We start from the raw sequence: 19,651 nt of genomic DNA, 5'->3' as shown, positions 1-19,651 counted from the left end.
ATGCGCCTGATTCAATTTGAAAACACTGCCGGTGAGCGCCAGGTTGGCCTGGTTGAAGGCTCACAGGTTCAAGTGCTGAAAGACACCCGCAGCACCCGGGAACTGGCACTGGCGGCAATTCGCGCCCAACGCAGCCTGCAAGAGGAGGTCGCCTTGCGCGGCACCGAACCGGGCCCGGATTACGCACAGCTGTTGCAGCAGGGCCAGGTCCTGCCGCCGCTGGACCACGAGGATCCGGCCCATTGCCTGATCAGCGGCACTGGCCTGACCCATCTGGGCAGCGCCTCGGCCCGGGACAAGATGCACCAGCAGGACGGCGCGGTGGAAGCCGGCATGACCGACACCATGCGCATCTTCAAGTGGGGCCTGGAGGGCGGCAAACCGGCGGCCGGGCAGGTCGGTGCGCAACCGGAGTGGTTCTACAAGGGCGACGGCAGCATCGTCGTGCGTCCCGGCGCGGATTTCCCGGTGCCGCCATTTGCAGAGGATGCGGGCGAGGAGCCGGAGCTGACCGGGCTCTATGTGATCGGCGATGACGGCCAGCCGTACCGCCTCGGTTACGCCTTGGGCAACGAGTTTTCCGACCATGTCATGGAACGGCGCAACTACCTGTACCTGGCCCATTCGAAACTGCGTTGCTGTGCCTATGGTCCGGAACTGCGGGTGGGGGAATTGCCGCGGCATTTGGCCGGCACCAGCCGTATCACGCGCAATGGCGAAACCCTCTGGGAGAAGGAGTTTCTCAGCGGTGAAGACAACATGTGCCACAGCCTCGCCAACCTCGAATTCCATCACTTCAAGTACGCGCAGTTCCTGCGCCCCGGCGACGTGCACGTGCACTACTTCGGCACCGCCACGCTGTCGTTTGCCGACGGAGTGAAAACCCGTCCGGGGGATCGCTTCCAGATCAGCCTCGACGAATTCGGCGCGCCGCTGGAAAACGGTATCGGCGAGAGTGCCCAGCCACTGGCGATCGGTCAGGTGCGGGCGCTTTGAATCTTCAATCGCCGGCGCTGTTGGCCGGCCGGGAAACCTTCATGAGCACATTACTGGGACACAACTACATCGGCGGGCGGCGCAGCGCCAACGGCACCGTGCAACTGCAAAGCCTGGACGCCACCACCGGTGAACCCTTGCCGGCCCGGTTCTTCCAGGCCAGCGAGGCGGAAGTGGACGCCGCTGCCAAGGCCGCCGCTGCGGCCTACCCGGTTTACCGCAACCTGAGTGCGGAAAAACGCGCGGTGTTCCTCGACGCCATCGCCGATGAGATCGACGCGCTGGGCGATGATTTCGTTGCCACCGTGTGCCGGGAAACGGCGCTGCCGGCGGGCCGAATCCAAGGCGAGCGCGGACGTACCAGCGGTCAGCTTCGGCTGTTCGCCAAGGTCCTGCGGCGGGGGGATTTTTACGGTGCGCGAATCGACCGCGCCATGCCTGATCGTCAGCCCTTGCCGCGTCCGGATTTGCGCCAGTACCGCATCGCTCTGGGGCCGGTGGCGGTGTTCGGTGCCAGCAACTTTCCCCTGGCATTCTCCACCGCCGGTGGCGATACCGCGTCGGCGCTGGCCGCCGGTTGCCCTGTGGTGTTCAAGGCTCACAGCGGACACATGGCAACCGCTGAATGGATCGCGGACGCGATCATCCGCGCCGCCGAGCGCAGCGGGATGCCGGCCGGTGTGTTCAACATGATTTATGGCGGCGGCGTCGGCGAGTGGCTGGTCAAGCACCCGGCGATTCAGGCGGTGGGTTTTACCGGCTCGCTCAAGGGCGGCAATGCCTTGAGCCACATGGCGGCGACCCGACCGCAACCGATACCGGTGTTCGCCGAGATGTCGAGCATCAACCCGGTGTTCCTGCTGCCCGAAGCGCTCAAGGTTCGAGGCGAGCAGATCGCGGCGCAACTGGCCGGTTCGGTGACCTTGGGCTGTGGCCAGTTCTGCACCAACCCGGGCCTGGTGATCGGCTTGCGTTCGCCTCAGTTCAGCAGCTTTGTGCAAACCTTTTGCGCCAGCATGAACCAGCAACCGGCGCAGACCATGCTCAATGCCGGCGCGCTGGCCAGCTACAGCCGGGGCCTGGGCGATCTGCACGAACATCCGGGCCTGACGCACCTGGCGGGCAAACCGCAGCAGGGCAATCAGGCGCAGCCGCAGGTGTTCAAGGCGGATGTCAGCCTGCTGCTCAAGGGCGATGAATTGCTTCAGGAAGAGGTGTTCGGGCCGACCACCATCGTCATTGAGGTCGAGAGCCGGGCGCAATTGGCGCAGGTCCTGCACGGCTTGCGTGGACAGCTGACGGCGACCTTGATCGGTGAGCCCGAGGAGTTGCTGGAGTACCGCTGGCTGGCGGAAATGCTGCAGGAGAAGGTTGGGCGGATTTTGCTCAATGGTTATCCGACCGGGGTCGAGGTGTGTGAGGCGATGGTGCATGGTGGGCCGTATCCGGCGACCTCCGATGCCCGGGGCACCTCGGTCGGCACCCTGGCCATCGACCGCTTCCTGCGGCCGGTGTGCTTCCAGAACTACCCGGATGCATTGCTGCCCGAAGCCTTGCAGAACAGCAATCCGCTGGGGATTCGGCGGTTGGTGGATGGGGAGGTGAGTCAGTCGGCTTTGTAGCGTCTGAGCCGGCCTCTTCGCGAGCAAGCCCGCTCCCACAGGTTGAGCGCAATCCCTGTGGGAGGGGGCATGCTCGCGAAGGCGTCATCGGCACCACCGCCAATCTATTTGGCTATGACCTCTGCCACTTTCACCCCCGCCGGCTTCAGCACCAGCCACAACGCCACCGCAATCAACACCCCGCCATATATGTGCGCCATCGACAGCGGCTCACCCAGAAACATCGCCCCCCACAACACCCCGAACGGTGGGATCAGGAAGGTCGTGGTCATCGATTTCACCGGCCCGACCGAACTGAGCAGGCGGAAGTAGATGATGTAGGCAAACGCGGTGCACATCAGGCCCAACCCCAGCAACGACAGCCAGACATTCAATCCGCCCCAGCTCGCCGGTGGCTGGGTGATCACGCTGTAGCCGAACAGCGGCAACAGGAACAGCGTCGCCCCCAGCATGCTGCCCAGCGCCGACAGTCGGCTGTCGAGCCCGCCGGCCTGATCCAGCCAGCGGCGGGCGAGGAACCCGGCGAAACCGTAACAGGTGGTCGCCAGCAAGCATGCGACGGCGCCCATCAGCAGCTGCAGATCGAACGCCACCGGACCGGCGCGGGTCAGCACGCCGACGCCGAACAATCCGAGGAACACGCCCCCCAGCTTGGCAGCGGTGAGTTTTTCATGGAAGAACAGACCACCGATCAATACGCCCATCAGCGGCGTGGTGGCGTTGAAAATCGCCGAATAACCGGCGGGCAGTACCTGCGCGGCCACCGAGTAGAGGGTTGCCGGGATGCCGGAGTTGATCACCCCGAGCAACATGACGGTCTTGAGCTTGCCCTTGAAATCCCAGTTGATGCGCATCAGCCCGAGAATCACCAGCAACCCGGCGGCGGCGATGGACACGCGAAAAAATGCGGTGGGGATCGTGCCAATCACCGGGGCGATGATGCGCATGAACAGGAAACTCGCCCCCCAAATGGCCGCCAGCGACAGTAATCTGAATAAATCGACGGGGTTCACGGTGCGCTCCTGGCTTGATCGGGACGAGAGTGTTGCCGAGCGCCGGATCGATGGCAACCGGAAAACGGGCATTCAATTCGCTGGAAAAATTACACTTCTCCTGCACCCGCTTCACTGGCTAAGCTCAGGGCTCACGAATTCCCGCAGAGGTCTCACCATGCCGCAGCATTGGCCAGCCGCCGACATCGCCCGCTTGATCCTCGACGGCTTTGACGACTACCGCGAGCATTTCCGCCAGATCACCGACGGCGCCCGCGCCCGTTTTGAACAGGCCAAGTGGCAGGAGACGCAATCGGCGTCGGCGGCGCGGATCAATCTGTACGAAGAGAAAGTCAGCGAAACGGTGGGGCGGCTGCGCATCGCGTTCGACGCCGACACCCTGGACGCCAGCTGTTGGCCGCTGGTCAAAAGCGCCTACATCAGCCTGATCGACCTGCGTTTCGACGATGAGCTGTCCGAGACTTGGTACAACTCGATTTTCTGCGGGCTGTTCAGCCATGACCTGATCAGCGACGGCTGCATGTTCATCCACACCACCCGGCCGAGCCTGCGCCGGGCCCGGGCCGCACAAACCCGCACCTACAAACCCCAGGGCCAGTTGTCGGGCATGCTGGCCAGCATCTTTGCCGATTACCGCTTCAGCGAGGCGTACGCCGACCTGCCCGGCGACCTCAAGCGCCTTGAGGCGCAGTTGCGCGAGAACCTGCCGGACTGGGTGTGCAAGGACCCGGAACTGAGCGTCGAGCTGTTCTCTTCGGTGCTCTACCGCAACAAGGGCGCGTACCTGGTGGGGCGCATCTACACCGCCGATGAGCAATGGCCGCTGGCGATCCCCTTGCTGCACCAGGAGGGTCGCGGGATCCAGATCGATGCGCTGATCACCGACGAAGCCGACGTGTCGATCATCTTCTCGTTCACCCGTTCGTATTTCATGGTGGATGTGCCGGTGCCGGCGGAGTTCATCGGCTTCCTCAAGCGCATCCTGCCGGGCAAGCACATCGCCGAGCTGTACACTTCCATCGGCTTTTACAAGCACGGCAAGTCAGAGTTCTATCGGGCGCTGATCAATCACCTGGCCAACACCGATGACCAGTTCATCATGGCTCCGGGCGTGCGCGGCATGGTGATGAGCGTGTTCACCCTGCCGGGGTTCAACACCGTATTCAAAATCATCAAGGACCGTTTCTCGCCGTCGAAGAACGTCGACCGCGCCACGGTGATCGAGAAGTATCGGCTGGTGAAAAGTGTCGATCGGGTGGGGCGCATGGCCGATACCCAGGAATTCGCCGACTTCCGTTTCCCGCTGGGCAAGTTCGATCCGGCGTGCCTGGAGGAGTTGCTGGAGGTGGCGCCGTCCACGGTGTCGGTGGAGGGCGACACGGTGCTGATCCGCCACTGCTGGACCGAACGGCGCATGACCCCGCTTAACCTGTACCTGGAAAACGCCAATGAAGCGCAGATCCACGAGGCGCTGGACGATTATGGCCTGGCGATCAAGCAACTGGCGGCGGCGAACATTTTCCCCGGCGACATGCTGCTGAAAAACTTCGGCGTCACCCGTCACGGCCGGGTGGTGTTCTACGACTACGACGAGATCTGCTTCCTCACCGAAGCCAACTTCCGCCACATCCCGGCACCGCGCACGCCCGAGGACGAAATGGCCTCCGAGCCCTGGTACTCGATCGGACCGCTGGACGTGTTCCCCGAGGAGTTCCCACCGTTCCTGTTCGCCGATGCCGGGCAGCGCAAGTTGTTCGACCGGTTGCACGGCGAGTTGTACAACGCCGACTACTGGAAAAGCCTGCAAGAGGCGATTCGGGCGGGCAAGGTGATCGACGTGTTCCCGTATCGCCGCAAGGGGCTGGACAGCGAATAGCGGTCCTGAGTGCAACCCCCTCACCACAAAAGCGCGTCCCAGTCGTGCTCGATGCAGCTTTTCTGCGACAATCGGCAACCTGCGCCACTAGACGACCGAATTGCACCCCCGATGACCGACGAATCGCCCTCCATCGACAAACTGCTGAAAAACCTCGATCACGCCATGCTCGCCGACCGCCACCGGCTGCGGCGGCAGTTGCTTGAGCTGCGCAAGAAGCCCGACGAAGCCAAGCTGGCGCAGTGGGTGGCGCGGATGCAGGCGTCCTGTGATCAGGTGCTGGCGCGGCGTGCCAGCCTGCCGGTGATTCGTTACGACGACAGCCTGCCGATCGCCGCCAAGCGCGACGAAATCAAAAAAGCGCTGGAAAAGCATCAGGTGCTGATCATCGCCGGCGAAACCGGCTCGGGCAAAACCACCCAGTTGCCGAAGATCTGCCTGGAAATCGGTCGTGGCCAGCATGGTCTGATAGGCCACACCCAGCCACGGCGGATTGCCGCGCGCAGCGTCGCCAGCCGGGTCGCCGAGGAGTTGGGAACACCCTTGGGCGCACTGGTCGGCTATCAGGTGCGGTTCGAGGATCAGAGCGATTCCAACACCCTGATCAAACTGATGACCGACGGCATCCTGCTGGCGGAAACCCAGAACGACCGCTACCTGGAACGCTACGACACGATCATCGTCGACGAGGCTCACGAACGCAGCCTCAACATCGACTTCCTGCTCGGCTACCTGAAAACCCTGCTGCCGCGCCGTCCGGACCTGAAAGTCATCATCACCTCGGCGACCATCGACCTGGAACGCTTCTCCAAGCATTTCGATGACGCGCCGATTGTCGAAGTATCCGGTCGCACCTTCCCGGTGGAGACCTGGTATCGCCCACTGACCCTGGAGCAGGACGAGGAGGGCAACCGCGTCGAGGACGACCTGACGGTGGATCAGGCGATTCTCGCCACCCTCGACGAAATCGCCGCCTATGAACGCAGCGAGCGCCGCAGCCCGGGCGATGTGCTGGTGTTCCTGCCCGGTGAACGGGAGATTCGCGACGCCGCCGAGATGCTGCGCAAGGCCCAGCTCAAGCACACCGAAATCCTGCCGTTGTACGCGCGGTTGTCGCCGGCCGAGCAGCAACGGATTTTCCAGTCGCACCCGGGGCGTCGCGTGGTGCTGGCGACCAACGTCGCGGAAACCTCGCTGACCGTGCCAGGCATTCGTTATGTGATCGACAGCGGCACCGCGCGCATCAGCCGCTACAGCTACCGGGCCAAGGTCCAGCGCCTGCCCATCGAAGCGATTTCCCAGGCCAGTGCCAACCAGCGCAAAGGTCGATGCGGGCGGGTGGAGCCAGGCATCTGCGTGCGCCTGTACAGCGAAGAGGATTTCCTCGGTCGCCCGGAATTCACCGATCCGGAAATCCTGCGGACCAACCTGGCCGCCGTTATTCTGCAAATGCTGCACCTGCGCCTCGGCGAGGTCACAGCGTTCCCGTTCATCGAGCCGCCGGACGGCAAGGCCATCAGCGACGGCTACAACTTGCTGCAAGAGCTGTCGGCGGTGGACCGCAACAGCCAGTTGACCCCGCTCGGCCGGCAATTGGCGCGTCTGCCGGTGGACCCGCGCATGGGTCGCATGCTGCTCGAAGCGGCTAAGCTCGGCAGCCTGCAGGAGGTGCTGATCGTTGCCAGCGCCATGTCGATCCAGGACCCGCGCGAGCGCCCGCCGGAGCGTCAACAAGCGGCCGACCAGGCCCACGCGCAATGGAAGGATGCCGACTCGGACTTCGCCGGGCTGGTCAATCTGTGGCGCGGCTTCGAGGAGCAGCGCCAGGCGCTGACCGCCAGCCCGCTGCGCAACTGGTGCCGCAAGAATTTCCTGAATTACCTGCGCCTGCGCGAATGGCGTGATTCCCATCGCCAGTTGAGCCTGATCTGCCGTGACATGCAGCTGAGCCTGAACAAAGAGCCGGCGGATTACCCGAAACTGCACAAAGCGGTGCTGGTGGGCCTGCTCAGCCAGATCGGTCAGAAGACCGAGGACGGTGATTACCTGGGCGCCCGTCAGCGGCGCTTCTGGATTCACCCGTCCTCGGGCATCGGCAAGAAACGCCCGCAATGGCTGATGACCGCCGAACTGGTGGAAACCACCAAGCTGTATGCGCGGATGGTGGCCAAGATCGACGCCGACTGGATCGAGCCGCTGGCCGGGCACCTGATCAAGAAAAACCACTTCGAGCCCCATTGGGAGAAGAAGCGCGGCCAGGTCGTGGCCTTCGAGCAGATCACCCTGTTCGGCCTGATCGTGGTCGGGCGTCGGCCCGTGCATTACGGCCCGGTGGACCCGGTGGTGTCCCGCGAACTGTTCATCCGCGAAGGCCTGGTGCGCGGCGAGATCCAATCCAAGGCCAAGTGCCTGGCGGCCAATGCGCGGCTACTGGAGCAGCTCGACGAACTGGAAGCCAAGGCCCGCCGCCGCGATATTCTCGCCGACGAAGAAACCCTGTTCGCCTTCTACGACGCACGGTTGCCGGCGGAGATCCACCAGACCGCGACGTTCGACAGTTGGTACCGGATCAACAGCCAGAAAGACCCGCAGCTGCTGATCATGCGCGAAGAAGACGTGCTGGCCCGCGAGGCCAGTGAAATCACCGCCCAGCATTACCCGGACACCCTGCACATCGGCGATCTGGAACTGGCGCTGAGTTACCACTTCGAACCCAACCATCCACGGGACGGCGTGACCCTGCGCGTACCGGCGCCGCTGCTGCCGATGCTGCCGCCAGAGCGCCTGGAATGGCTGGTGCCGGGTATCATCGAAGCCAAGTGCATTGCCCTGGTGCGCAACCTGCCCAAGGCCCTGCGCAAGAACTTCGTGCCGGTGCCGGACTTCGTCAAGGCCGCGCTGCAACGCATGAATTTCGCCGAGGGCTCGCTGCCCCAGGCCCTGGGCCGTGAGTTGCTGCGCATGACCGGTGCCCGGGTCAGCGATGAAGCCTGGGCCGAAGCGGCGCAGCAGGTGGAAAGCCACCTGCGCATGAACCTGGAAATCGTCGACGCCCAAGGCAAGTTCCTCGGCGAGGGGCGTGATCTGGCGGAGTTGACCGCGCGCTTTGCCGAGGCCAGCCAGGCTGCCCTGGCCGTGCCGCAAACTGCGAAAAGCCAGCAGCCGGTGGAGCCGAAAGTGTTTGCCGCCGTGGCCGAGAAAACCCAGCAGAAGATTGCCGGGCTGTCGATGACGGTGTATCCGGCACTGGTGGAGGAGAGCGGTACAGTCAAGGAAGGGCGGTTCTCGACCCCGGCCGAGGCCGAGTTCCAGCACCGTCGTGCCTTGCAGCGCCTGTTGCTGCAACAACTGGCGGAACCGGCGAAGTTCCTGCGTGGCAAGCTCCCGGGCCTGACTGAACTGGGCCTTTTGTATCGCGACATGGGCCGGGTCGACGCGCTGGTGGAAGACATTCTGCTGGCCAGCCTCGACAGCTGCATTCTCGACGGCGAAGACCCGCTGCCCCGGGATGGCGCCGGGCTGGCGTCGCTGGCCGAGCGCAAGCGTGGCGCCTGGACCGAACACGCCGAGCGCCTGGCGAAGCTGACCCTGGAAATCCTCAAGCTCTGGCATGGCCTGCAAAAGCGCTTCAAGGGCAAGATCGACCTGGCGCAAGCCGTGGCCCTGAACGACATCAAGCAGCAACTCAGCCACCTGGTGTATCCGGGTTTTGTCCGCGAAACGCCGATGCAATGGCTCAAGGAGCTGCCGCGCTACCTGAAAGCGGTCGAGCAACGGTTCGAGAAAATCGGCGCTCAGGTTCAGCGCGACCGGGTGTGGAGTGGCGAGTTGACGGGGTTGTGGACCCAATACCAGGCCCGCGCCAGCAAGCACGCCCAGGAAGGCAAGCGCGATCCGCAGCTGGAGTTGTATCGCTGGTGGCTGGAGGAGTACCGGGTGTCGCTGTTCGCCCAGCAACTGGGGACCAAGGTGCCGATCTCCGACAAGCGCCTGAGCAAGCAGTGGAGTCAGGTAGAGGCATAGCACAATCCCTGTGGGAGCGGCGGTGCGACGATTCGACGTGCTCGCGAAGGCGGTGTGTCAGATAACGAATCTGGAGGCTGACGCAGCGCCTTCGCGAGCAAGCCCGCTTCCACAGGGTTGCGCGGTGTTTGTTCAAAAGGCGCCAAAACCCAAGGTTTATGGCAAACTTCGCGACCATAAACGCCGGTTTCCCGATCCAGAGCCTTCGGCCAGGTCGCGTGCCGGAATAAAGCGACGCCAGGTTTGCGTCCCCCTCGGATGGGAATAGACCCTTTGTGTATTGGTACGTCGGTGCCAATGCTTTCTGCCTGAACAGATTAGAGACACGACCATGCATAACGTCGTCATCAGCGGCACCGGCCTTTACACACCAGCCAACAGCATTTCCAACGAAGAACTGGTGCAGTCTTTCAATACCTACGTGGCGCAATTCAACGCCGACAACGCCGACGCCATCGCGCGCGGTGAAGTCGAAGCCTTGACCGAGTCCAGCGCCGCGTTCATCGAAAAAGCGTCCGGCATCAAGAGCCGCTTTGTCATGGACAAGGAAGGCATTCTCGACCCGCAACGCATGGCGCCCCGCTTGCCGGAGCGTTCCAACGACGAATGGTCGGTGCTGTGCCAGATGGCCATCGGTGCTGCCGAACAAGCCCTGCAGCGTGCCGGCAAGACCGCCGCCGACATAGACGGTGTGATCGTTGCCTGCTCCAACCTGCAACGCGCCTACCCGGCCATCGCCATCGAAGTCCAGGAAGCGCTGGGCATCCAGGGTTTCGGTTTTGACATGAACGTGGCCTGTTCTTCGGCCACCTTCGGCATTCAGGCTGCTGCCAACAGCGTTCAACTGGGTCAGGCCCGGGCGATCCTGATGGTCAACCCGGAAGTCTGCACCGGTCACCTGAACTTCCGCGACCGCGACAGCCACTTCATCTTCGGCGACGCCGCCACCGCGGTGATCATCGAGCGCGCCGACCAGGCCACGTCCAAGTACCAGTTCGACATCGTCAGCACCAAACTGCTGACCAAGTTCTCCAACAACATCCGCAACAACTTCGGCTTCCTCAACCGCGCAGCGGAAGAGGGCATCGGCGCCAAGGACAAGCTGTTCGTCCAGGAAGGGCGCAAGGTGTTCAAGGAAGTCTGCCCGATGGTCGCCGAACTGATCGGCCAGCACCTGGAAGAGAATCAGCTCAACGTCAGCGACGTGAAGCGCTTCTGGCTGCACCAGGCCAACCTCAGCATGAACCACCTGATCGTCAAGAAACTGCTGGGCCGCGACGCCACCGAGCAGGAAGCCCCGGTGATCCTCGACACCTACGCCAACACCAGCTCCGCCGGTTCCGTGATCGCGTTCCACAAGAACCAGGACGACTTGCCGGCCGGCTCGCTGGCGGTGCTCAGCTCGTTCGGTGCTGGCTACTCGATCGGTAGCGTGATCCTGCGCAAGCGCTGATTCGCGCTTTACCCTGTGGGAGCGGGCTTGCTCGCGAAGAGGGCGTGTCAGTCGACATCAAAATCGACTGACCCACCGCTTTCGCGAGCAAGCCCGCTCCCACATTGGGTGTCTGTGAACTCAGGCTCGTGGCAGGCGAATGACCGCGGTGAGCCCGCCCCCCGGGGTTTCTTCCAGGCTCAATTGCCCGCCCATCCGTTGCGCCGCTTCCCGCGCAATGGTCATGCCCAGGCCGACGCCACCGGAGTTGCGGTTGCGTGAGCCTTCCAGGCGGAAGAAGGGTTCGAACACCGCTTCGCGTTGCTCCGCTGCGATGCCCGGCCCGTGGTCGATGACCCTGATCAATAACTGCTCCCGATGATCTTCCAGGGTGATCGATGCCTGCCCGGCATAACGCAGGGCATTGTCCAGCAGGTTGTTGACGCAGGAGCGCAAGGCCATCGGTTGTACCTGCAGCGGCACACAATGGCCGCTGGCCTGGACATCGGCGCCCTGGTCCTGGGCGTTCTCGCTCAGGGACTCCACCAGCGCCTGCACGTCCATCCACTGCGGCGCCTCACTGGTGCGCTGCTCGTGCAGATACGTGAGGGTGGCGTCGAGCATGCTGATCATGTCGTCCAGGTCTTGGCGCATCTGGCCCTGAAGCTTGTCGTCACCGATCTGCTCCAGCCGCAACTTGAGTCGCGACAGCGGTGTGCGCAGGTCGTGGGACACGGCACCGAGCATGCGCGAGCGCTGTTTGACCTGCTCGATGATGCGCCGCTGCATCTTGTTGAAGGTGTTGGCCGCTTGCCGCGCTTCCCGTGGGCCGGACTCTTCCAGTGGCGCGCTGTTGAGGTCCTCGCTGAGACGCTCGGCGGCGTCGCTCAGGCGTTGGATCGGCCGGCTCAGCAGTTTGGCGCCGTACCAGGCGGCAATGATCAGTGAGATCAATTGAAAGGTCAGCGGCACCACCGGCCCGCCAAACCATGGCCGGGGCGGCCGAGGGGTGAACCGCGGGTCCGGAGGCGGGCGCTGGCCGTCGAAGTTTTCGGTGTATTGCGGCGGTTGCGGCGGAGGCGGCGGTGGGCCGTAGTAGTGAAACCAGGCAAAGGCCAGCAGGTGCGCCAGGATGATCGCGATCAGCAGTACGCCAAACAGCCGGCCGAACAGCGTATCGAAGCGCCCGCGCATCAACCGATGTCTCGGGCGTCGAACAGATAGCCTTCGCCACGCACGGTCTTGATCAGTTGCGGTGCCTTGGGATCATCACCGAGTTTCTGCCGCAGGCGCGACACCAGCAGGTCGATGCTGCGATCAAAGGCCTCGATCGACCGGCCTCGGGCAGCATCGAGCAATTGCTCACGGCTCAGCACCCGGCGCGGACGTTCGATGAACACCCACAACAGGCGGAATTCGGCGTTCGACAGCGGCACCACCAGGCCATCGGCGGCGATCAACTGGCGCAGCACGCTGTTGAGTCGCCAATTGTCGAAGCGGATGTTCGCCCGTTGCTCGCTGCGGTCATCGCGCACCCGGCGCAGAATGGTCTGGATCCGCGCCACCAGTTCCCGGGGCTCGAACGGCTTGGCCATGTAATCGTCGGCGCCCAGTTCCAGGCCGATGATGCGGTCGGTGGGTTCGCAACGGGCGGTCAGCATCAGGATCGGGATGTCCGACTCGGCGCGCAGCCAGCGACACAGCGACAGGCCGTCTTCGCCGGGCAGCATCAGGTCCAGCACCACCACGTCGAAGTGCTCCGCCTGCAGGGCCTGGCGCATGGCGGCGCCATCGGTGACGCCGCTGGCGTGGATATTGAAACGGGCCAGGTAGTCGATCATCAGTTCACGGATCGGGACGTCATCGTCGACGATCAGGGCGCGAATGTTCCAGCGCTTGTCATCGCTGGGCGCTTTTTGATCATCGTTCACAGGGGCGTGGGTGTTGTGCATGCGTGCGTTCATCTGCCAGGTTGGCTGCCAACCACAAAGATAGGCTGCGAGGTGGTGGTTCCAGCATAGGCGTCCGGCCCGGAGGCGGGAAGTGCTGCAGGGACATGTTGCGGCCAGGGAGGGTAGCGGGGCGGGGTGTTGTGGGCGTGTCCGCTATGTATCGGCCTCGACACAATGGCCTCAAGGGCTAGGCTTGCCTGAGCGTTCTCGACGATTTACCGATCATCGGGTCCCCCAGCGGCGCTGGTTCCGCTACAATGCGCGCCGATTTCGACTTGCCTTGAGAGCCCGCTCATGTCCGCCTGCCAGACTCCTATCATCGTCGCCCTGGATTTCCCCACCCGTGACGCCGCACTGAAGCTGGCCGATCAGTTGGACCCGAAACTGTGCCGGGTCAAAGTCGGCAAGGAATTGTTCACCAGTTGCGCGTCGGAAATCGTCGGCACCCTGCGCGACAAGGGCTTCGAAGTGTTTCTGGACCTCAAGTTCCACGACATTCCCAACACCACCGCCATGGCCGTCAAGGCCGCCGCGGAAATGGGCGTGTGGATGGTCAACGTGCACTGCTCCGGCGGCCTGCGCATGATGGCGGCCTGCCGTGAAGTGCTGGACAAGCGCAGCGGCCCGCAGCCGTTGCTGATCGGCGTGACCGTGCTCACCAGCATGGAGCGTGAGGACCTGGCGGGTATCGGACTGGATATCGAGCCGCAAGAACAAGTGTTGCGCCTGGCGGCACTGGCGCAAAAAGCCGGGATGGACGGTCTGGTGTGCTCGGCCCTGGAAGCCCAGGCCCTGAAATCGGCGCACCCGTCGCTGCAACTGGTGACCCCGGGGATTCGTCCGACGGGCAGCGCCCAGGACGACCAGCGCCGCATCCTGACCCCGCGTCAGGCGTTGGAAGCCGGGTCCGATTATCTGGTGATCGGCCGTCCGATCAGCCAGGCGGCGGATCCGGCACAGGCGTTGGCTTCGGTAGTGGCCGAACTGGCCTGATCTGATACCGACCGTCCAGATGTGGAAGCGGGCTTGCTCGCGAAGAGGGCGTGTCGGGCAACAGCAATGTTGCTTGACCCACCGCATTCGCGAGCAAGCCCGCTCCCACAGTGTTGGTGTCAGACCTTGAGCACCAACTTGCCGAAATTCTCCCCGCTGAACAATTTCATCAGCGTCTCCGGGAAGGTCTCCAGGCCTTCGACAATGTCTTCCTTGCTCTTGAGTTGTCCCTTGGCCATCCAGCCGGCCATTTCCTGCCCGGCAGCGGCGAACTGCGAGGCGTAATCCATCACTACGAAGCCTTCCATCCGCGCGCGGTTCACCAGCAGCGACAGGTAGTTGGCCGGGCCCTTGACCGCCTCCTTGTTGTTGTACTGGCTGATGGCGCCGCAGATCACTACCCGCGCCTTCATGTTCAGGCGGCTCAACACGGCGTCGAGGATGTCGCCACCGACGTTGTCGAAATACACATCGACGCCTTTCGGGCATTCACGCTTGAGGCCGGCGATGACGTCTTCGTTCTTGTAGTCGATGACGCCGTCAAACCCCAGTTCGTCGATCAGGAAACGGCACTTGTCCGCGCCACCGGCGATCCCCACCACCCGGCAACCCTTGATCTTGGCAATTTGCCCGGCAATGCTGCCCACCGCACCGGCGGCGCCTGACAGCACCACGGTCTCGCCGGCCTTGGGTGCGCCCACATCGAGCAGGGCGAAGTAAGCGGTCATGCCGGTCATGCCCAGGGCGGACAGGTAGCGCGGCAGAGGCGCCAATTTGGGATCGACCTTGTAGAAGCCCCGCGGCTCACCCAGGAAATAATCCTGCACCCCCAGCGCGCCGTTGACGTAGTCCCCGACCGCAAAACCCGGGTTGTTGGACGCCACGACTTTTCCCACACCCAGCGCTCGCATCACTTCACCCAGGCCTACAGGCGGGATGTAGGACTTGCCCTCGTTCATCCAGCCACGCATGGCCGGGTCCAGGGACAGGTATTCATTCTTGACCAGGATCTGACCGGCAGCCGGCTCGCCGACCGGGACTTCCTGATAGGTGAAGGTCTCGCGGGTGGCCGCGCCGACAGGACGTTTGGCGAGCAGGAACTGGCGATTGGTCTGGGTAGTCATGACAGGCACTCAAGATGAATGAAGCCTTGTAGATAGACCTTCGACGGCGATGCCGCAAGTTTGGCTGATGCGGCGAATGCAGGTTGATCCAGCGCAATGATAGTTGGCAGGGCAGTTCCATCACTGCAACTCATGGGGGCACAACCGGCCTTCTGATAGTGCTGCCGCGCCGGTGGGCGCTGTGGCTAGACTGGGAAAACGCGATCCCCCGCACACTTCTCTTCGAGGACATAACAATGAGCATGACGTTTTCCGGCCAGGTCGTCGTAGTCACGGGCGCCGCCAACGGTATCGGTCGCGCGACCGCCCAGGCGTTCGCCGCCGAGGGCTTGAAGGTGGTGGTGGCGGACATGGACACCGCGGGCGGCGAAGGCACGGTGGCGTTGATTCGTACCGCGGGCGGCGAAGCGACCTTCGTGCGCTGCAACGTGACGGTGGAAAGCGAAGTGAAAAATCTGATGGACGAGGTGATCAATACCTACGGCCGCCTCGACTACGCCTTCAACAATGCCGGCATCGAGATCGAGAAGGGCAAGTTGGCCGAGGGCACCGTTGATGAGTTCGACGCGATCATGGGCGTCAACGTCAAGGGCGTGTGGTTGTGCATGAAATATCAGTTGCCGCTGCTGTTGGCCCAGGGCGGTGGCGCGATCGTCAACACCGCTTCGGTGGCCGGCCTGGGTGCTGCGCCGAAGATGAGCATCTACGCCGCTTCCAAGCACGCGGTGATCGGCCTGACCAAATCGGCGGCCATCGAGTACGCCAAGAAACAAATCCGCGTCAATGCGGTCTGCCCGGCGGTGATCGACACCGACATGTTCCGTCGTGCCTATGAGGCCGATCCGAAGAAGGGCGAATTCGCCAACGCCATGCACCCGGTAGGCCGTATCGGCAAGGTCGAGGAAATCGCCAGCGCGGTGCTGTACCTGTGCAGTGACGGCGCTGCGTTCACCACCGGGCATTCGCTGGCGGTGGACGGCGGGGTCACTGCGTTTTAATCATCCGCCGAACCTGAGGGAGCGGGCTTGCTCGCGAAGAGGGCGTGTCAGCAACATCAATGTTGCTTGACCCACCGCATTCGCGAGCAAGCCCGCTCCCACTGTTTTTTTGTAGTGTTGCAAAGGGTTATGTCGCACATCCCGCGAGTGACCCGCGAGCCCAGGCGTTTTTTCAGACCATCGCTCCGGATCGACCTCAAGCGTTCTGAAAACGACGTGGGCGTAGCTTTTTGCCATTATTCCGACGCCAGAGACTTGTGTTGCCACAGGCCCATTGCGAATCTGCGGCTATCGATAATGGCGGGGGACTTGGTGCAATGATTTCGGCCGTGCAAGGACGTTTTGCCAACCTCGGTATGGCAAAAAAAATGGGTGTCGGGTTCGTACTGGTGCTGCTGTTGACCGCTCTGGTGGCGGTCATCGGCGTCTGGTCCCTGCAGACCATCAGCCATCGCTTCGACGGGCTCAAACAGATGTCGTCGCTTAACAGTGGCTTGCTCAAGGTCCGCCTGCTGGAGCAGGAATATGCCTTGCGCGGCAATCCGAAGACTGTCGATGCCCTGCACGACGGGGTCGATGGCTTGATCGCCCTGGCCAACGAGCTCAAGGCCGGGTCGTCGGCCAATGTGCCGGTGATGAGTGATGTCGAACAGTCGCTCGGTGCCTATCGCAAAGCGTTTGACGAGTTTGTCTCGCTCAGCCAGGCCAAGGACCTGGCGCTGGAAATGGCCAGTTGGTCAGTGTCCAGCGTAGCCAACAACCTTGATGTGCTGCAGGCGGGGCTGGCCGATGACGGCACCTATGCCCTCAAGGATTCCGAGGGCAAGGACGGCGCGCAATTCATCGAGCAGGCCAATCAGGTCAGCCAGGTATCGCGGTTGATGTTGCAAGCCATGAACGAGGCACGGGTGCGTCTGGACCTGAGCCGCAAGGGCGACGACAGCGGTGCGCAGGGCAAGATCGAACAGGCCAGTCAGGCACTGGGCCAGGCCGAACAGCTGAAAACCACGGTCAAGGATGAGGGTTACCAGACCGTGCTCAATGAAGTGACCGGGCATATCGCCAGTTTCAGCGACAAGCTCGCCGAGTACACCGGTTTGCTGGAACAGGAAAAAAACGTCTATCAGCAACTGCATCAACGGGCGACTCAGGTGATGGAGCGGGTCGATCAGGCGTATGTCGCCGAAGACCAGTCGATGCAGACCGAACTGAAGAAGAACTCACTGCTGATCATCGGCTCCTCTGCGCTGGCGTTGCTGGTCGGATTGATTGCCGCCTGGGTGATCACCCGGTTGATCGTCGGGCCGCTGCGTAGCGTGATTCGCGTGGCGCAGCAGATTGCTTCTGGGGATTTGAGCCGCACGGTCGAAGTCAATCGTCGCGACGAAATAGGCCAGTTGATGCAGGCCATGCAGCAAATGGGCGCGGGGCTGAGCCAAATCGTCAGCGGTTTGCAGGCCGGCATCGAACAATTGGCCTCATCAGCGCAATCGTTGTCCGCGGTGACTGAGCAGACCAACCTCGAAGTCAGCAGCCAGAAGGAAGAAACCGAGCAAGTCGCCACGGCAATGAACCAGATGACGGCCACTGTGCACGATGTCGCACGCAACGCCGAAGAGGCTGCGGTGGCGGCGCAGACCGCGGACGGCAAGGTCGAAAGCGGTCAGTTGGTGGTGCGCCAGAGCATGGCGCGGATCGAGCAACTGGCGGATTCGGCAACGTCGGCCAGTTCCAGCATCGAAAGCCTGAGCGCGGAAATCCAGAACATCGGCACGGTGCTCAGCGTGATCAAGAGTGTGGCCGAACAGACCAATTTGTTGGCGCTCAACGCAGCCATCGAAGCGGCCCGAGCGGGCGAGCAGGGCAGGGGTTTTGCCGTGGTGGCCGATGAAGTGCGCGCGCTGGCCAAACGCACCCAGCAATCGACCGAGGAAATCGAACGCCTGGTCAGCGCCCTGCGCTCGGCGGCACAGACGTCGGTGCAGCAGATCCAGAGCAGCGGCGAATTGGTCAAACTGGCGGTCAGTGATGCGCTGCAGACGGAAAGTGCGCTGGGCAGCATCGCGGCGGCGGTGTCATTGATTCAGCAGATGAACCAGCAGATCGCGGCCGCCGCCGAAGAGCAGAGTTCGGTGGCCGAAGAGATCAATCGCAGCGTCACCAGCATTCGTGCCAGTGCGGATCAGTCTTCGTTGGCGATGCAAGGCAATGCGGCGTCGAGCATCGAGCTGGCGCAGTTGGGTGTCGAGTTGAAGGGGATGGTGGGGCACTTCAGGTTGTGATCCTTGTCCTGCAGGCGCGATGCTTGCTCGCGATGGCTGAGTGTCGGTCGACATTGATGCAGCGACGAGCCGTCATCGCGAGCAAGTTCCTGCAAAGGCAACGGACAAAAAAAGCCACCTTGCAAGGTGGCTTTGTCGTGTTCGCTGATCAGTCGTAGATCACTTTCTTCTTCCAGTCCGCATCCGCCTCTACATCCTTGAGACCCTCGGTCAACTGGTTCACCTCGCCTTCCACAGGGGCGATGCGGTCCATGACCTGATCGTTGGCGCGAGCCAGGAGTTTTTCCAGGTATTCCAGCTGCTCTGCGTAGATCTGCGGCTCCTGCTGCTTGCGCAGGTATTGCACGCCGCGCTCGAACGCCAGACGCGCCTGACCGGGCTGATTCTGTTGCAGGGAGTGCTGGCCGAGGTTGTTGAAGAACTCGATATGCAGCAGTACCAGAATGTGGCGCACTTCGCGGATCCAGCGCTTGGCTTCGTTGGGCGGCAGGAAGCCGTCCTGGGCGGCGCGGGTGATCTGGCCGTGCAGGGCCTCGAGCAGGAAGCGCACGTCCTTGGCCTTGGCTTCGGTCTGGATCGGCGCTGGCGGGTTGTTGACCGGGATCGATTCGCCCTGCGCGACCAACGCTTCAAGCTCAACGATGCGCGCCTTGAGATTGGCGCTGGTTTTTTCCAGGTTGAGCAAACGCCGGCAGACATTCAATTCCAGCCGGGCCAACAGCAGCTTGAGTGCCGGTGTCATCAACTGACCAGGGAACGTCTCGGTAATCTCGCCGCAACGACGCAGGCGGTCATTGAGTTCAACCTTGGTACGGGCCCTTTCCAGCTTGTTGTTTTCCACTACATGGTTGATGTAGCCAATGGCGATCAAGAGTGCGATCCCGGCTACGACGAGCAGGGTGATCATGAGTGGTGTCACCGGTAAGACCTCTTCTATATAGGTTCGCGTGCGAGTGTAGTGACTCGGTGTATCAGCGCATAGCGCCGCTCGACGAGCTGGATCAGCGTGGCTCAATCTGTATCGGCGGGCGTGTCCTTATATGAATACTGGCACCATATAGGCAGATAGCCATCACTGATGGAGTGGACTATAACGTCTTGGCGGGTGTCAGAATATAGGCGTCAAACACCGGGCGACGGAAAAACCCGATCGGGGCTGAAAAGCACGGCCAAGTCATTGATTTAAAAAAATTTATAACAGGGGGTTGACGACCTCTCAAACCATCCATAGAATGCGCGCCACTTGCAGCGTAAAGCACACAGCGAAACGAAGCAGGCAGTGAATGTTGTACGTGTGTCCCCTTCGTCTAGTGGCCTAGGACACCGCCCTTTCACGGCGG

13 protein-coding genes and 1 pseudogene are annotated in these 19,651 nt (G+C 62.5%); 9 read left to right on the top strand and 5 right to left on the bottom strand.

The genetic code is table 11. The features are described from left to right. Positions 1-996 carry an AraD1 family protein gene (gene araD1 / locus B0W55_RS13310; RefSeq protein ID WP_077046445.1) on the top strand — a complete coding sequence of 332 codons (996 nt, stop codon included), beginning with the start codon at positions 1-3 and terminating at the stop codon, positions 994-996. 41 nt (positions 997-1,037) lie between these two features. Beyond that, entirely contained in the window at positions 1,038-2,618 is a 1,581-nt protein-coding gene (locus B0W55_RS13305; RefSeq protein WP_077046474.1) for an aldehyde dehydrogenase (NADP(+)), read from the top strand. Between the two features lie 104 nt (positions 2,619-2,722). Here B0W55_RS13305 and B0W55_RS13300 read toward each other — a convergent pair whose 3' ends face one another. Further along, positions 2,723-3,631, bottom strand: a complete 909-nt coding sequence (locus tag B0W55_RS13300; RefSeq protein ID WP_077046444.1) for a DMT family transporter — start codon at positions 3,629-3,631, stop codon at positions 2,723-2,725. A gap of 157 nt (positions 3,632-3,788) precedes the next feature. On the opposite strand from B0W55_RS13300, the gene aceK reads away from it, so the two are divergent. The 3 genes from aceK (at position 3,789) to B0W55_RS13285 (ending at position 10,983) form a co-directional block, all read left to right on the top strand. Next, positions 3,789-5,507, top strand: coding sequence for a bifunctional isocitrate dehydrogenase kinase/phosphatase (gene aceK, locus B0W55_RS13295; RefSeq protein ID WP_077046443.1), 1,719 nt, complete (start codon positions 3,789-3,791; stop codon positions 5,505-5,507). A gap of 111 nt (positions 5,508-5,618) precedes the next feature. Continuing rightward, positions 5,619-9,530: an ATP-dependent RNA helicase HrpA gene (gene hrpA / locus B0W55_RS13290; protein ID WP_077046442.1), complete on the top strand. Its 3,912-nt coding sequence runs from the start codon at positions 5,619-5,621 to the stop codon at positions 9,528-9,530. A gap of 331 nt (positions 9,531-9,861) precedes the next feature. Continuing rightward, complete coding sequence (locus B0W55_RS13285) at positions 9,862-10,983, top strand: beta-ketoacyl-ACP synthase III (RefSeq protein ID WP_077046441.1); 1,122 nt, start codon at positions 9,862-9,864, stop codon at positions 10,981-10,983. A 120-nt stretch (positions 10,984-11,103) separates the two neighbouring features. Here B0W55_RS13285 and B0W55_RS13280 read toward each other — a convergent pair whose 3' ends face one another. Together B0W55_RS13280 and B0W55_RS13275 are read right to left on the bottom strand one after the other, a co-directional pair. Next, on the bottom strand, positions 11,104-12,156 hold the full coding sequence (locus tag B0W55_RS13280) for a HAMP domain-containing sensor histidine kinase (protein WP_077046440.1): 1,053 nt from the start codon (positions 12,154-12,156) through the stop codon (positions 11,104-11,106). After that, on the bottom strand, positions 12,156-12,914 hold the full coding sequence (locus B0W55_RS13275) for a response regulator (protein WP_077046439.1): 759 nt from the start codon (positions 12,912-12,914) through the stop codon (positions 12,156-12,158). The genes B0W55_RS13280 and B0W55_RS13275 overlap by 1 nt, the downstream gene beginning before the upstream one ends. A 294-nt stretch (positions 12,915-13,208) precedes the next feature. Here B0W55_RS13275 and pyrF point away from each other — a divergent pair, with 294 nt between their 5' ends. After that, a complete protein-coding gene (gene pyrF, locus B0W55_RS13270) occupies positions 13,209-13,907 on the top strand; it encodes an orotidine-5'-phosphate decarboxylase (RefSeq protein WP_077046438.1) in 699 nt (232 codons plus the stop codon). A gap of 119 nt (positions 13,908-14,026) precedes the next feature. Here the strand turns inward: pyrF and B0W55_RS13265 are convergent, their stop codons facing one another. Further along, positions 14,027-15,031, bottom strand: coding sequence for an NADP-dependent oxidoreductase (locus tag B0W55_RS13265; RefSeq protein ID WP_077046437.1), 1,005 nt, complete (start codon positions 15,029-15,031; stop codon positions 14,027-14,029). Between the two features lie 236 nt (positions 15,032-15,267). On the opposite strand from B0W55_RS13265, the gene B0W55_RS13260 reads away from it, so the two are divergent. The 3 genes and pseudogenes from B0W55_RS13260 to B0W55_RS31560 all read left to right on the top strand — a co-directional run bounded on the left by B0W55_RS13260 (position 15,268) and on the right by B0W55_RS31560 (position 18,311). Then, entirely contained in the window at positions 15,268-16,029 is a 762-nt protein-coding gene (locus tag B0W55_RS13260; RefSeq protein ID WP_077046436.1) for an SDR family oxidoreductase, read from the top strand. A gap of 317 nt (positions 16,030-16,346) precedes the next feature. Next, a pseudogene (locus B0W55_RS31565) lies at positions 16,347-17,405 on the top strand (HAMP domain-containing protein); the annotation flags it as partial. A gap of 24 nt (positions 17,406-17,429) precedes the next feature. Next, a complete protein-coding gene (locus tag B0W55_RS31560; protein WP_371807268.1) occupies positions 17,430-18,311 on the top strand; it encodes a methyl-accepting chemotaxis protein in 882 nt (293 codons plus the stop codon). 148 nt (positions 18,312-18,459) lie between these two features. Here the strand turns inward: B0W55_RS31560 and B0W55_RS13250 are convergent, their stop codons facing one another. Then, positions 18,460-19,218 carry a hypothetical protein gene (locus tag B0W55_RS13250; protein WP_175645504.1) on the bottom strand — a complete coding sequence of 253 codons (759 nt, stop codon included), beginning with the start codon at positions 19,216-19,218 and terminating at the stop codon, positions 18,460-18,462. Positions 19,219-19,651: the final 433 nt, after the last annotated feature.

It is taken from the genome of Pseudomonas sp. KK4 (assembly GCF_001984065.1).
In the GTDB taxonomy this organism is placed as follows: Bacteria; Pseudomonadota; Gammaproteobacteria; order Pseudomonadales; family Pseudomonadaceae; genus Aquipseudomonas.
Note: the sequence above shows the minus strand (reverse complement) of the source record. Positions and strands in the feature narration are given on the sequence as shown.

Coding starts and splice junctions, on each gene's coding strand:
- araD1 (WP_077046445.1), top strand. CDS start 1: ATGCGCCTGATTCAATTTGAAAACACTGCCGGTGAGCGCCAGGTTGGC.
- B0W55_RS13305 (WP_077046474.1), top strand. CDS start 1,038: ATGAGCACATTACTGGGACACAACTACATCGGCGGGCGGCGCAGCGCC.
- aceK (WP_077046443.1), top strand. CDS start 3,789: ATGCCGCAGCATTGGCCAGCCGCCGACATCGCCCGCTTGATCCTCGAC.
- hrpA (WP_077046442.1), top strand. CDS start 5,619: ATGACCGACGAATCGCCCTCCATCGACAAACTGCTGAAAAACCTCGAT.
- B0W55_RS13285 (WP_077046441.1), top strand. CDS start 9,862: ATGCATAACGTCGTCATCAGCGGCACCGGCCTTTACACACCAGCCAAC.
- B0W55_RS13280 (WP_077046440.1), bottom strand. CDS start 12,156: ATGCGCGGGCGCTTCGATACGCTGTTCGGCCGGCTGTTTGGCGTACTG.
- B0W55_RS13275 (WP_077046439.1), bottom strand. CDS start 12,914: ATGCACAACACCCACGCCCCTGTGAACGATGATCAAAAAGCGCCCAGC.
- pyrF (WP_077046438.1), top strand. CDS start 13,209: ATGTCCGCCTGCCAGACTCCTATCATCGTCGCCCTGGATTTCCCCACC.
- B0W55_RS13265 (WP_077046437.1), bottom strand. CDS start 15,031: ATGACTACCCAGACCAATCGCCAGTTCCTGCTCGCCAAACGTCCTGTC.
- B0W55_RS13260 (WP_077046436.1), top strand. CDS start 15,268: ATGAGCATGACGTTTTCCGGCCAGGTCGTCGTAGTCACGGGCGCCGCC.
- B0W55_RS31560 (WP_371807268.1), top strand. CDS start 17,430: ATGCAGGCCATGCAGCAAATGGGCGCGGGGCTGAGCCAAATCGTCAGC.
- B0W55_RS13250 (WP_175645504.1), bottom strand. CDS start 19,218: ATGATCACCCTGCTCGTCGTAGCCGGGATCGCACTCTTGATCGCCATT.